General features: G+C 73.7%; 10 protein-coding genes. 6 read left to right on the forward strand and 4 right to left on the reverse strand.

What is annotated here, in order from left to right; all coding sequences use genetic code 11:
• Positions 1-148: 148 nt before the first annotated feature.
• Positions 149-907, forward strand: coding sequence for a hypothetical protein (locus tag OG937_41755; GenBank protein ID WUD77777.1), 759 nt, complete (start codon positions 149-151; stop codon positions 905-907).
• 25 nt (positions 908-932) lie between these two features.
• On the opposite strand, the gene OG937_41760 is transcribed toward OG937_41755, so the two are convergent.
• Positions 933-1766 carry a class II fructose-bisphosphate aldolase gene (locus OG937_41760; GenBank protein ID WUD77778.1) on the reverse strand — a complete coding sequence of 278 codons (834 nt, stop codon included), beginning with the start codon at positions 1764-1766 and terminating at the stop codon, positions 933-935.
• A 131-nt stretch (positions 1767-1897) separates the two neighbouring features.
• Here OG937_41760 and OG937_41765 point away from each other — a divergent pair, with 131 nt between their 5' ends.
• Positions 1898-2686, forward strand: coding sequence for a DeoR/GlpR family DNA-binding transcription regulator (locus OG937_41765; GenBank protein WUD77779.1), 789 nt, complete (start codon positions 1898-1900; stop codon positions 2684-2686).
• 168 nt (positions 2687-2854) lie between these two features.
• Complete coding sequence (locus tag OG937_41770; GenBank protein ID WUD77780.1) at positions 2855-3775, forward strand: SIS domain-containing protein; 921 nt, start codon at positions 2855-2857, stop codon at positions 3773-3775.
• 117 nt (positions 3776-3892) lie between these two features.
• Here the strand turns inward: OG937_41770 and OG937_41775 are convergent, their stop codons facing one another.
• Complete coding sequence (locus tag OG937_41775; protein ID WUD77781.1) at positions 3893-4879, reverse strand: ricin-type beta-trefoil lectin domain protein; 987 nt, start codon at positions 4877-4879, stop codon at positions 3893-3895.
• 172 nt (positions 4880-5051) lie between these two features.
• Between OG937_41775 and OG937_41780 the strand changes: the two genes are divergently transcribed.
• Genes OG937_41780 through OG937_41790 form a run of 3 tightly spaced genes read left to right on the forward strand, consistent with a single transcriptional unit; the run spans position 5052 to position 11327 of the window.
• A complete protein-coding gene (locus tag OG937_41780) occupies positions 5052-5645 on the forward strand; it encodes a sigma-70 family RNA polymerase sigma factor (protein ID WUD77782.1) in 594 nt (197 codons plus the stop codon).
• Positions 5642-6811, forward strand: coding sequence for a hypothetical protein (locus tag OG937_41785; GenBank protein WUD77783.1), 1170 nt, complete (start codon positions 5642-5644; stop codon positions 6809-6811). Before OG937_41780 ends, OG937_41785 begins: the two co-directional genes overlap by 4 nt.
• Positions 6812-6830: 19 nt before the next feature.
• Entirely contained in the window at positions 6831-11327 is a 4497-nt protein-coding gene (locus OG937_41790; protein ID WUD77784.1) for an FtsK/SpoIIIE domain-containing protein, read from the forward strand.
• Between the two features lie 106 nt (positions 11328-11433).
• Here OG937_41790 and OG937_41795 read toward each other — a convergent pair whose 3' ends face one another.
• A complete protein-coding gene (locus tag OG937_41795) occupies positions 11434-11733 on the reverse strand; it encodes a hypothetical protein (GenBank protein ID WUD77785.1) in 300 nt (99 codons plus the stop codon).
• 48 nt (positions 11734-11781) lie between these two features.
• Complete coding sequence (locus OG937_41800; protein ID WUD77786.1) at positions 11782-12648, reverse strand: hypothetical protein; 867 nt, start codon at positions 12646-12648, stop codon at positions 11782-11784.
• Positions 12649-12650: the final 2 nt, after the last annotated feature.

The following is a 12650-nucleotide window of genomic DNA, read 5'->3' on the forward strand; positions in this document are numbered from 1 at the left end:
GGCGCAGCGTGCAGGGGGCGCGCGGCGACACGCCAGGCCCGCGAAAAAAATTATTGAGTCGGGTCGAATCAACTTAGGATGGCTCCAGTTCGCACCGCAGAGTGATTTACTGCGGTCGATCTCGGGATCGACAGGGGAGGGCCATCGCATGACCCAGCCGGTGGAGTACGTCGTCGCTGTCGACCGCTTCCTCGCCGCCTCCGGGCTGGGCGCAGGCTCGCGGCGGGTCTACCGGATCGCGCTGGCCACCTGGACGTGGGGGCTCGTCGACCGCCCCCTGCCCGTCGGCGGGGGGCGCCGCAACGCCGAGCCCCCGGCGGTCCCGCTGGCCCTGCTCGACGCGCCGGGCACCGCGCGGCGACTACGCGAGGCCTTCACGGCACGGTCAGCGGCGGTCGGCGCCCGCACCGCCAACCGTGAACTGTCGGTGCTCTGCAGCGCCGTGACGTGGTGGTGCGCGCAGGGCTGGCTGTCGGGCGACCCCACGGAGGGCCTGCGGGCGCTGCCCGTGCCGAAGGCACGCCGAGCCGGGGCCGGACTCGGCGCCGACCAGGTGCGCGAGGTGCTCCGGCTGTCCGCGCCGCTGCGGGAGCAGGCGTTCTGGCATCTGCTCCACGAGACCGGCGCGACCATCGAACGGCTGCTCGCGCTGAACGTCGACGACCTCGACCTGCCGGGCCGCCGCACCCGCGAGCGCACCGGGGTGCCGCTGCACTGGGGGGACGGATCGGCCCGGCTGCTGCCACTGCTCGCCCTCGGGCGGGTCGACGGGCCGCTGTTCCGCACCGGCCGCGGGCGGCTCTCCTACCGGCGTGCCGCGGAGTTGTTCACCGCCGCCACGCGCCCGCTGGACGCGCGGGGGCGCGGTTGGACGCTCCGGCAACTCCAGGCGGCGGGCCGGCGCTGACCCGTCCGCCGTCCGGCGTCCGGCGTCAGCCGAGGACCCGCAGGGCGCTCTCGACGGCCGCGGCCATCTGCGTGCGCGCGGAGGAGAGGTAGCGGCGCGGGTCGACGGTGGCGGAGTCGGCCGAAAGGAAGCCGCGCACCGCGCCGGTGAAGGCGATGTTGAGTGCCGTACCGATGTTGATCTTGACCATGCCCCCGGCGACGGCGCGGCGCAGTTCGTCGTCGGGGACGCCGGTGGAGCCGTGCAGGACCAGCGGGACGGGCACCGCACCCCGGAGACGGGCGATCAGGTCGTGGTCGAGCCGTGCCGTGCGGGTCGTCATGGCGTGCGAGCTGCCGACGGCGACCGCGAGGGCGTCGATCCCGGTGGTGGCCACGAAGGCGGCGGCCTCGTCGGGGTCGGTGCGGGCCCCTGGGGCGTGCACGCCGTCCTTGCCGCCTATCTCGCCGAGTTCGGCCTCCAGCCACAGGCCGCGGTCGTGCGCCCAGTCCGCCGCGGCGCGGGTGGCGGCGACGTTGCGGTCGTGGGGGAGGGCGGACGCGTCGTACATCACGGAGCCGAAGCCGCAGTCCGCGGCACGGCGCAGCAGGGCCTCGTCGGTGACGTGGTCGAGGTGGAGGCCCACGGGGACCGCGGCCGACTCGGCCACCGCGGCGGTCGCGCGGGCGATCGGGGCGAGGGAACCACCGTGGAAACGGACCGCGTTCTCGCTGATCTGGCAGACCGCGGGGCGTCCGGCCGCCTCCGCGCCGGCGACGACCGCCTCGGCGTGCTCCAGGGTGATGACGTTGAAGGCGCCGATCCCGCGTCGGTCGGCGTGCGCCGCGCGGACGAGTTCGGCGGTGGGGACCAGCGGCATGACGCGGCGACCTCTCGATGGAATGATGTTGCGTGAACATGATGGTTCGATCCGGGAAAGGCGCAGAAATGTGCGCTGCCGTGCGTGGGTGCGGCACCGGGCCGGCACACCCACCGACAGGGGGCGAGGAGATGGCGGGACCACAGGCCCGATGGAGCGCGCTGCTGGAGATGCTGACCCGCGACGGGAGCGTCGAGGTCGAGGCCGCAGCGGCCGAACTGGCGGTGTCCGCCGCGACGATCCGGCGCGACCTGGACGAACTGGCCCGGCAGAACATGGTCACCCGTACCCACGGCGGCGCGGTGATCAACGCGATCGCCTATGACCTGCCGCTGCGTTACAAGGCCGCCCGCAACGCCCCGGAGAAGGAGCGCATCGCCCGGGCGGCGGCGGCCCTGGTGAAGCCGGGCACGGTGGTCGGGCTCAACGGCGGCACCACGACCACCGAGGTCGCCCGCGCCCTCGCCGCGCGCGCCGACCTCGCCGACAGCGGCACCGAGACCGCCCTGACGGTCGTCACCAACGCGCTGAACATCGCCGGTGAACTGGCCGTCCGGCGGCACGTGAAGCTGGTGGTGACCGGCGGCGTCGCCCGGCCGGCCTCGTACGAGCTGATCGGGCCGCTGGCCGCGGAACTCCTCGCGCAGCTCACCCTCGACCTGGTCTTCCTCGGCGTGGACGCCATCGACGTCACCCATGGCGCGGCGGCCCGGCACGAGGGCGAGGCGAGCATCAACCGTGCCCTCGCCCGACGCGCCGAGCGGGTCGTGGTCGTCGCCGACGCCTCCAAGCTGGGGAAGCGGGCCTTCGCGCGGATCTGCCCGGTGGAGGAGGTCGACGTCCTGGTGACGGACGGGACCGCTCCGGCCGCGCTCACCGAGCCCTTCGCGGCGGCCGGCGTGGAGGTCGTCCGCGCCTGACCGGGCCTGCCGTCGCACGGGCCGTCTCCCCCTTCCACCGTCCCGCCACCGTATGAAGCAGCATGCAATTTTCTGCAGGAAAATTGCTAGAGTCGAACAACTTCACACATGATGCTCGACCGGGTGTGCTCGGTGTCAAGGGCCGCCGGACAGGGACGGAGTCCATCGATGAGCGAGAGCAGGACCGAGACCGAGATACGGACCCAGCCGGAGTGCTGGCGCCGCGCCGTCGCGCTCGCGGGCGACGGGGAGGAGACGGCGTGGCGCGCCGCGATGCCCCGGGCCGGTGAACGGGTGGCGGTCGTGGGCTGCGGCACCTCGTGGTTCATGGCCCACGCCTACGCCGTGCTCCGCGAGTCCGCGGGGCAGGGAGAGACGGACGCCTTCGCCGCTTCGGAGATGCCGGCCGGCCGGGCGTACGACCGGGTCGTCGCCCTCACCCGGTCCGGCACGACGACCGAGGTGCTGGAGGTGCTGACCCGGCTGCGCGGCACCACCCCCACGGTGGCCGTCACCGCCGATCCCGCCACCCCGGTCATGGAACTGGCCGACGCGGCGGTGGTGCTGGACTTCGCCGATGAGACCTCGGTCGTCCAGACGCGCTTCGCCACCACCGAACTCGTCCTGCTGCGGGCCCTGCTGGGGGAGGACCTCGCCGGACTGGCCGCCCAGGCGGAGGCGGCGCTCGCCGTGCCGCTGCCCGACGGGCTGCTGGAGGCCGAGCAGTTCACCTTCCTGGGCCGCGGCTGGGCCTACGGCGTCGCGCAGGAGGCGGCGCTCAAGATGCGGGAGGCGGCCGGCGCCTGGACGGAGGCGTACCCGGTCATGGAGTACCGGCACGGCCCGATCAGCGTCACCGGGCCCGGCCGGGTGGCCTGGTGGTTCGGCGACCCCGCGGACCTCCCGGCGGGGCTGGCGGGGGAGATCGACCGCACCGGTGGACGCCTGGTGGCCCTGGGGCGCGACCCGCTGGCCGATCTGGTCGTCGTCCAGCGGCTGGCCGCCGCGCTCGGTGCCGCACGCGGCCTCGACCCGGACGCGCCCCGCCACCTGACGCGCTCGGTGGTGCTGGCGGACGGCCTGGGCTGACGGCCGGGCCGACCTACGTCCCCCGACCCCCGACCCCGTCCGCCGTAACCCGAACGCCGTCCCCGCCCCGAAGAGGGGCGGGGACGGCATCATGTGCGGTCTGTCATGTGAGGTTTGTCAGGACTTGTACCACTTCTGGTTCTTCGTCCCGTAGCACGTCCACAGCTGGAGCGGGGTGCCGGCGGACGTGCCCTTGTCGAGCACGTCGACGCACTTGTTCTTGTTCGTCAGGTCGCTGGACGTGTTGAGCCTGAACTGCTGGGCCCACCCGCCGTTGCAGCGGGCCAGTTGTATGACCGCACCGTCCGTGAACGAGGCGCCGGCCAGGTCCATGCACATGCCGAAGGCGCGTACGGTCCCGTCGGAACGGAAGTCCCACTTCTGCCAGGCGCCGCCGTCGCAGTCCTGGATCTGCAGCCGGGCGCCGTCGCGGCCGGTGCTGTTCTTCGCGCCGCTGACCGCGATGCAGCGGCCGCTCTCCGAACTGCGGATCCGCACGCCGGGCACGGTGGCGGGCTGCTGCGTCTTGCTGGGCGTGGGCTGGCCGGCCGACGAACCCGATGTGGAGCCCGACGAGCCGGAACCGCCGGAACCGCCGGAGGTCGAACCGCCGCCGGTGGCCGAACCGCCGCCGCTCCCGCCGCTCCCGCTGCTCCCGCCGCCTCCGGTGCTGCCGGGTTCACCGCCCACTGCCGGAAGGCCGCCGCCGGTGCCGCCGGTCCCGCCCGCCGCACTGCCGGCGTTCGTGCCTCCCTGGGACCCGGAGGCCGGCGGGACGTTGCCACCTCCGGCGGGGGAGCCCTTGATTCCGTTCGTGCCGGGCGACGCCGGCAGGACACCGCTCTGCGAAGCGCTGGGCTCGACGGCCGCCACCGGGTCACCCTTGCCACCCCCGTCGGGCAGCACGTCAATTCGCGCCATCAAGGGCACGACCAGCACCGCGCAGCCGATGACGGCCGACGTGGTCGCCAGTACGCTCCACGCCCGCCTGTCCGGCAGCAGCCGCCGGTGCGGCAGCGAGGGGCGTCGGGCGAAGGTGTCCGCGAAACGGGGCGTGGCCCCGTCGAGAACCTCGGGGTCCCGTGGATCGGGATGGGGAGGCACGTGGTCTCCTGTCGGCTCGGGAATCTGCGCGGAAGCGTAGGGCGCGCGTCCGCCCTTCGATTTCGGCAAGGTGAACAATAGTTTAAGATTTCACCAAGTGTGACAGCGAATGATCGAATATGCGCCAACACTGTGGTCAGAGCATCTCGTTCAGCAGCTTAATCTTTACGCCATGTGTGTGAACGAGTCCGACTGTCGTGAGGGCGAGGCGGACATCCTCGCGGACCACGACACCGGCGGCGCCGACGAACACAGTGCTGTCGCCAGCCTGATCATCGCCGAGCGGGACAGTCTCCGGAGGTTCGTCACCGGCCTCATGGGCCGCGACGTGCATGCCGCGGAGGACGTGCTGCAGGAGACTCTGCTGCGTGCCCTGCAGCGCGCCGGGCGGCTGGACGTCCACGAGCGTCCGGTCCGTATGTGGCTCTTCCGGGTCGCCCGTAACCTGGTCGTCGACCACCGCCGTCGCGACCGCTCCGTGCCCGTCGGCATCACCGCCGCGGACTTCGCGGGCACCGCGCTCGACCACGCCGGCGACCACGCCGGTCTCGTCGAGGACCGTTCCGTGCTCCTCGCCGCGCTGAGCGCCCTGCCGCCCGCGCACCGCGAGGCCGTGGTCCGGGTGCACGTGATGGACCAGACCGGGGCCGACGCCGCCGCCGAGATGGGCGTGCCGCGGGGCACCGTCAAGTCCCGGACCCACCACGGAGTGCGGGCCCTGAGGGCCGAACTCGCCCGCCGCGGCGTGGACGGAGTGGCCGCGTGAACGTCCCCGCCGGCTGGACCCGGCTCATCGCGCTCATCGGCCTGCTGATCCTCCTCGTCGTGGTGGCGCACTGGCTCGTCCGCCGCAACGGGGGCTGGGGCGCGCTGCGCCGCCGCGTCGTGCGCGAACTGACGACGGCCGCGCGCGCCTTCGCCACGCCCGTCCGCACGCAACTGCGGCACCGCGGCGGCCTGCGTGTGCTCACCCGCCTCCTGCGCGACGCCTCCGGCTGGACGGACGCCGCGACCGCGCTGCGCCGCGCCGCCGCCGAACGGCCGGGCGCCCGGCCGTACGCGACGCTCCTCGGCTCCGACGTCGTCGGCGTGTACGTCGCCCACGGCCACGGCGAGGGCGCGCTGCCCGAACCCTGGGCCCGCGACGCGGCCGAACCGCGCCTGTGGTGGATCAGCCGCGCCGACCTCGGCACCGCACCGGAGACCGGCCACGGCGGCGAGGCCCCCGTGCTCGTCTGCCTCGGCAGGGCCGGTACCGACGCGGTGCTCCTCGACCTGACGGCCGTTCCCCCGGCGGTCTCCGTCACCGGCGAGCGGCGCACCGCCCGCGCGGTCCTCCAGGCCCTCGCCGCCCAGCTCGACGCCCGCCTCCCCGCCGGCCGCGTCGTGGTCGGCGCCGGGGTGCACCCCCGGCACGACGGCCCGACCGACGTCTTCGAACGGCTCGACGCCGGCTACGCCGTGAGCGCCGAGGCACCGGAGCGCAACCGGCCGGCCCGCGTGCGCCTGCTCACCCTGGGCGTGGCCCACCACAGCACCCTGATCCTGGAAGCGGACCGGGACGGTCACCTGCGCCTGCACGGCGGCCCGCCCGCCCTCACCGTCGACGCGCTGCCCCTGGCCCGCGCCGTCGCCCGGCTGGTACGCACCCTGCCGCCCGTCCCGGGGGACGACGGTGGCTCCGGTACGAACCGGCCGAAGGCGCTCGGCATCCTGTCGGCCGACGACGACCTCGTCGAGACCGGACTCCCGCCCACCGCCATGGCCGTCTCCGCGACCGCCCCCCGCCCCGGGCACGCCCCGGCCGCCCCCCGCCCCGAGCCCGCCCCCGCCGCCACCGAACACGGCGACGAGGACGGCGACCTCGCCGAGCCGACCGCATTCGGACCGGCGGGCGTCTCCGCCGCCACCGCACGCTCCTCGTCCTCGTGACGCCCGAACTGGGAAGACCGTGAACCTCACCATCACCACCGTCGACGGCGCGGACGGTGCGCGCCGCGACCACCTCGTAGGGCTGCCACCGCGCACCACCGTCGCGGACCTCGCCGAGGCCGTGGACGGGACGCGCACCCGCGACCTCTACCTCGACGGCCGCCGGCTCGACCCGGACGCGCCCGTCGCCTCGGCGGGACTGCGCGAAGGCGGCGTCCTGGGCCTCGGCTCCGCCGGAACGGACCCCGACCGGGTGCGGGTCGCCGCGGAGACCGACACCGGGCCGGTGCTCGCCGAGGTCCACGTGGTCTCCGGACCGCAGGCCGGACGCACTTGGCTGCTCGGGTTCGGCAGCCATGAGATCGGCTCCGGACCGCTGTGCGCGATCCGCCTCGAAGGCCATGGCGTCCCCGCGGGCGGGTTGTGGGTGACGGTAGGCGCCGACGGCTCCGCGCACTGGCACCGCACCGGCACCGCGCCCGGCGACGAGGTGCGCGGCCGGGTCGCCGCGCCCCCGCCCGACGACGCGGTCACCGCGCTGCGCCGCACCCGCCCGCACAAGGTCACCACCGAGCGCACCGCCGCCCAGGGACAGCTGGTGCCGTGGCCGCCCGGCGAGGACCTGACCGTCGGCTCCGTCCTGCTGAGGATGAGCGCTCCGGTCGAGGCGGACGCCGCCGTCACCGAGTCCGCGGACGGCTTCGGCATCGACTACAACCGCCCGCCGCGCATCGCCCCGCACCTGGACGGCGAGCGGGTGCGGCTGCCCTCGCCGCCCTCGCCCCCCGCCAAGCGGCCCTTCCCCGCGGCCATGATGATCGCCCCGGTGATCATGGGCTTCTTCATGGTCGCCATCTTCAAGTCGTACTACTTCCTCGCCTTCATCCTGCTCGGCCCGATGATGATGGTCTCCAACTGGGTCACCGGCCGCCGCACGGCCCGCAAGGAGTACGAGGAGGCGGACCGGCAGTACAACCGGCGCCGCACCGTCGTCGAGGACGGTGTCCGCGAGGCCGTCGCCCGCGAGCGCCGGATACGCCAGGTCACCGCCCCCGACCCCGCCGCCGTCGCCCTGATGGCCACCGGGCCGGGCAGCCGGCTGTGGGAGCGGCGCCGCCACGACCCCGACCACCTCGTGCTGCGGCTGGGCACCGCCGACCAGCCCTCGCTGCGCGAACTCGAGGACCCCGCCCGCGACGAGAACCACCGCACCATCCGCTGGAACATCCCCGACGCCCCCATCGGCATGGACCTCACCGGCCACGGCGTGGTGGGCGTGGCCGGCCCCGCCGCCGAGGTGCAGCCGCTCGCCCGCTGGATGGCCGTGCAGGCGGCGGTGCTGCACAGCCCCCGCGACCTGCGGATCGTGCTGCTCACCGATTCCAGCCGCGCCGGCGACTGGGCCTGGGTGCGCTGGCTGCCGCACGTGCGGCCCGCCGCGCCCGGGGGCCCGCTCGTCCTGATCGGCAACGACCCCGAGTCGACCGCGGCCCGCGTGTCGGAACTGGTCGCGCAGATCCAGGTGCGCAAGCGGGCCACGAGCTCCGACCGCAACGGCGTCCTCGTCGGCCCCGACGTCCTGGTGATCGCCGACGGCGCCCGGCGGCTGCGCGACGTGCCCGGCATGGTCCAGGTCCTCACCGAAGGCCCGGCCGCGCGTGTCTTCAGCCTGTGCCTCGACGAGCAGGAGCGGCTGCTGCCCGAGGAGAGCACCGGAGTGGTGCTCGCCGAGGCCGGCCGGCTCACCGTCAAGCGTCCCGGCACGCCCGAGATCCCGGGGGTCCGCGCGGACCAGGTCACGCCCGAGTGGTGCGAGCAGCTTGCCCGCGCGGTGGCGCCGGTCCGCGACGTCAGCCCCGAGCACGACGCGGGACTCCCGCAGCGCGTGAAGCTGCTGGACCTGCTGAACCAGGAACCGCCCAGCGCCGAGAAGATCCTGGCGGGCTGGCGGTCCCGTCCCGCCGCCACCTCCTTCGTGCTCGGCAGCGGCTTCGAGGGCCCGTTCTCCCTCGACCTCGTCCAGGACGGCCCGCACGGACTGGTCGCCGGTACCACCGGCTCCGGAAAGTCCGAGCTGCTGCAGACCTTCGTCGCCTCCCTGGCCGCCGCCAACCGGCCCGACGAACTGGCCTTCGTTCTCGTCGACTACAAGGGCGGCAGCGCCTTCAAGGAGTGCGCGAACCTGCCGCACACCCTCGGCATGGTCACCGACCTCGACGCCCACCTGGTCGAGCGCGCCTTGGAGTCGCTGGGCGCCGAGCTGATGCGGCGTGAGCACGTCCTGGCGGCGGCCGACGCCAAGGACCTCCCCGAGTACCAGGCCAAGCGCGCCGCCGACCCCACGCTCGCGCCGCTTCCGCGGCTCCTGCTGGTCATCGACGAGTTCGCCACCCTGGTGCGCGAGGTGCCCGACTTCGTCCCCGGACTCATCAGCATCGCCCAGCGCGGACGGTCGCTCGGCATCCACCTGATCCTGGCCACCCAGCGTCCCGCCGGTGTGGTCACCGCCGACATCCGCGCCAACACCAACCTCCGGATCGCGCTGCGGGTCACCGACCAGTCCGAGAGCCAGGACGTCATCGACGTCAACGACGCCGTCGACATCTCCGCCACCACCCCCGGCCGTGCCCTCGTCAGGCGAGGCCCCAAGTCCGCGGACCCCTTCCAGACCGCGTGGGTGGGCGCCGAGCGCCCGCGCCCGAAGTCCGCCGAGGAGACCGAGGCCGAAAGCGGCACCCGCAAGCCCGTCGTGGCGTCGGAGCTGTCCTGGGACGCGCTCGGCCGGGCCGCGGCGCCGGCGGCGTCCGAGGTCGTCCTCACCCAGAGCGTCCAGGCGCCCGCCCCCACCGACCTGCAGGTGCTGGTGGACGAGATCCGCGGGGCCGCCGACCGGCTCGAGGACTACACCCCGCAGCCGAGTCCCTGGCTGCCCGCGCTGGAACGCCGGGTCCTGCTCGACGACCTCGACGCGATGAACCCCGTCCGCGAGGGACGCCTGCTCATCCCGTACGCCCTGGAGGACGTGCCGCAGCTGCAGCAGCGCCACGTGGCCGCGGCCGACCTCAGCAGCTTCGGCCACCTGTACGTCATCGGCGCCCCGCGCTCCGGCCGCACCCAGGTGCTGCGCACCCTGGCCGGCTCCGCCGCCCGCCACCAGAGCACCGCCGACGTGCACTTCTACGGCATCGACGCGGCCGGCGGCGGCCTGGCCGCGCTCACCACCCTCCCGCACTGCGGCGCGGTCGTCCCCCGCCACGACACCGAGCGGCTGGAACGGCTGCTGCGCCGCCTCAACCAGGAACTCGTCAACCGCCAGGAACTGGCGCAGCAGCACAGCGCCACCGGCATCGACGAGCTGCGCAAGGTGCTCCCGAAGGCCGAACGCCCCGCGCACATCCTGCTGCTCGTCGACGGCTGGGACGCCCTGTCGGCCATGCTCGACGAGCACGAGTACAGCCACATGTACCAGGACATGGTCCGCCTGGTGCGCGAAGGCGCCGGCGCCGGTATCCACTTCGTCGGCACCTCCGAACGCTCCCTGCTCAGCGGCCGCATGGCTGCGCACAACGACCACCGGCTGCTCCTGCGGCCCGGCGACCGCTCCGACGTTCAGGCCGTCGGCATGAAGCCCGGCAAGCTGCCGGCGGAGATCCCGCCCGGCCGCGGCTGGCACGTCCTGACCGGCACCGAGACCCAGATCGCGCTGCTCGCCCCTGGCGGCGGCACCGAGCAGGTCGAGGCGCTGCGCAAGATCGGGGCCGCGGCACTCAAGCGCGACGCGCGGGTGCCGCAGGCTCGGCGCCCCTTCACGGTGGCCTCGCTGCCGCGGTCGGCGGAGTTCGCCGACGTCTACGACAAGGTGCCCGCCGGGCAGCGGCGGCCCCTGTGGGGCCTGCTGGGCATCGGCGGCGACGGGGGAGAGCCGGTCGGCGTGGACCTCGCGGGCGCGTCCGCGGTGTTCGGCGTCATCGGCCCCACCGGGTCCGGGCGCAGCAACACGCTGGCCTCGCTGGCGGTCTCGCTGCTCGCCGGGGGTACCTCGCTGGTCGTCCTCACCCCGCGCGAGTCCCCGCTGCGCGGACTCAGCCGGCACACCACGGTCCGCGTCATCACCGACACCGAACCGACCGAGGAGGCGGTGCGCTCCGCGCTCGCCGCGCTGCCCGGCCCGCGGGTGGTGATGGTCGACGACGCCGACCTGCTGGCGATGTCCGGCGCGGACAAGCTCCTCAAGGAGATCACGGTGTCCGGCCGCGACCAGGGCCTCGGCCTCGTCTACGCCGCGACCGCCGACGGTGTCCAGGGCGGCATGAGCGGCTGGATGTCCAGCGCCCGCAAGGCCCGCCGCGGTCTGCTGCTCGGCCCGAAGAGCACCACCGAGGGCGACCTGATCGGTGTGCGGCTGCCGCACGCCGTCACCCGGGTGGCACCCCACGCGGGCCGCGGCTGGACCGCGGGGCCGGGCAACGAGGTGATGGCGCTCCAGGTGCCGCTGACCTCGCTCCGCACGGAGTGACGCCCGTGCCGTGGCCCGCACCGCGGTGCGGGCCACGGCACGGGCCCCGGACACCGCGAAGGGCCGGGCGGGAGACGACTCCCGCCCGGCCCTTCGCGCGCGTCCCCTACTTCTTGTTGAAGTTGTTCGCGACCTGGGTGTCGAAGTCCTCGGCGCCCTTGGCGATCGAGGTGAACGCCTCACCGAAGTTCTCCAGGCCGTGGATGGCCTGGGTGAGGCTTCCCGTGAACTGCTCGTAGGCGTCACGGATGGCGGGGCTGGCCTGGGGCAGCACCAGCTCGTCGTTGAGCATGCTCTCGACCTGCCCCTTCAGGCTCCCGAGCCGGGTCATCCACTCCTGGCAGGTGGCCGCGTGAGTCGCCGCCCGCTGCCGGACGTCCTCGGGAACGATGTGAATCGCAGGCATTGCGTCGCCTTTCTGTTGTGATGACCGGCCTGGGGGTGGTGTACCCGATCAGGCGATCCTGGGGTTGGTGCCGCCGTGGGTACCCGGATTCTGCGGATGAGTGTCCGGGTTGTTGGGGTTCTTCGGGTCTTCGGGGCCGCCGCCCGGCTTGTCGCCGCCGGACCACGTCCACTCCGGTGCCTTCCCGTCGGCGCCCTTGGGGCCGCGGGTGTACTCGGTGTGGCTGCCGTCGCTGCCGGTGACGGTCATGGAGCCGCTGCCGTCGCCGTTGATGTTGGCCACCGTGTGCGAGGTGCTGCCGTCGGGATACTTGGTGTCCGTCGTGTAGCTCGGACCGTTGTAGTTGGTGGTGGAGGTGTACTCGCTGCCGTCGTACTTGACGGTGGTCACTTCCTTGATGACCTTGCCGTCCTTGTCGACCTCCACGTGGGAGTCGATCGAACCGTTCGGCGTGTCGACGTGGAAGTCGGGCGGCGTGTCACCGGGATTCGTGGCGGAGCAGAAGTCCGGCAGTTTGCCGGGCCCCTCGCACTCCTTGAGGTGGTTCTGCTTGTAGTCCCACAGGTCCTTCTGCTGCCGCCAGTTCTGAACGTGCAGATTGGCGCTCATCACACCCATCTCGGCGCCCAGCTCGCGGTCGAACTCGCGGAACGCCTCGCCCACGCCGCCGAAGGCGCCGGCCAGCTCCTTCAGGCCCTTGTCCGCGCGTTTCATGGTGCTGCTCGCATTGGTGTGGAAGAGCGACATCGCACTGGCGACGCCCTCGTGCCCGAGGATCGCCTCCGCCTCACCGCTGCCCGAGCCGAGGCGGCCGAAGACGCCCTTGGTGATGAGCGGGTCGATCTCGCCCGCCAGGGCGTCCAGGTCGCGCTTGGCCGCGTTGAGGACGTCGTAGTCGATTTTGATCTCGGGCACAG

It is taken from the genome of Streptomyces sp. NBC_00510, from assembly GCA_036013505.1.
GTDB lineage: Bacteria > Actinomycetota > Actinomycetes > Streptomycetales > Streptomycetaceae > Actinacidiphila.

Bases quoted from the DNA above. Each gene is read 5' to 3' on its own strand.
- OG937_41755 (WUD77777.1), top strand. From the start codon at position 149: ATGACCCAGCCGGTGGAGTACGTCGTCGCTGTCGACCGCTTCCTCGCC.
- OG937_41760 (WUD77778.1), bottom strand. From the start codon at position 1,766: ATGCCGCTGGTCCCCACCGCCGAACTCGTCCGCGCGGCGCACGCCGAC.
- OG937_41765 (WUD77779.1), top strand. From the start codon at position 1,898: ATGGCGGGACCACAGGCCCGATGGAGCGCGCTGCTGGAGATGCTGACC.
- OG937_41770 (WUD77780.1), top strand. From the start codon at position 2,855: ATGAGCGAGAGCAGGACCGAGACCGAGATACGGACCCAGCCGGAGTGC.
- OG937_41780 (WUD77782.1), top strand. From the start codon at position 5,052: ATGTGTGTGAACGAGTCCGACTGTCGTGAGGGCGAGGCGGACATCCTC.
- OG937_41795 (WUD77785.1), bottom strand. From the start codon at position 11,733: ATGCCTGCGATTCACATCGTTCCCGAGGACGTCCGGCAGCGGGCGGCG.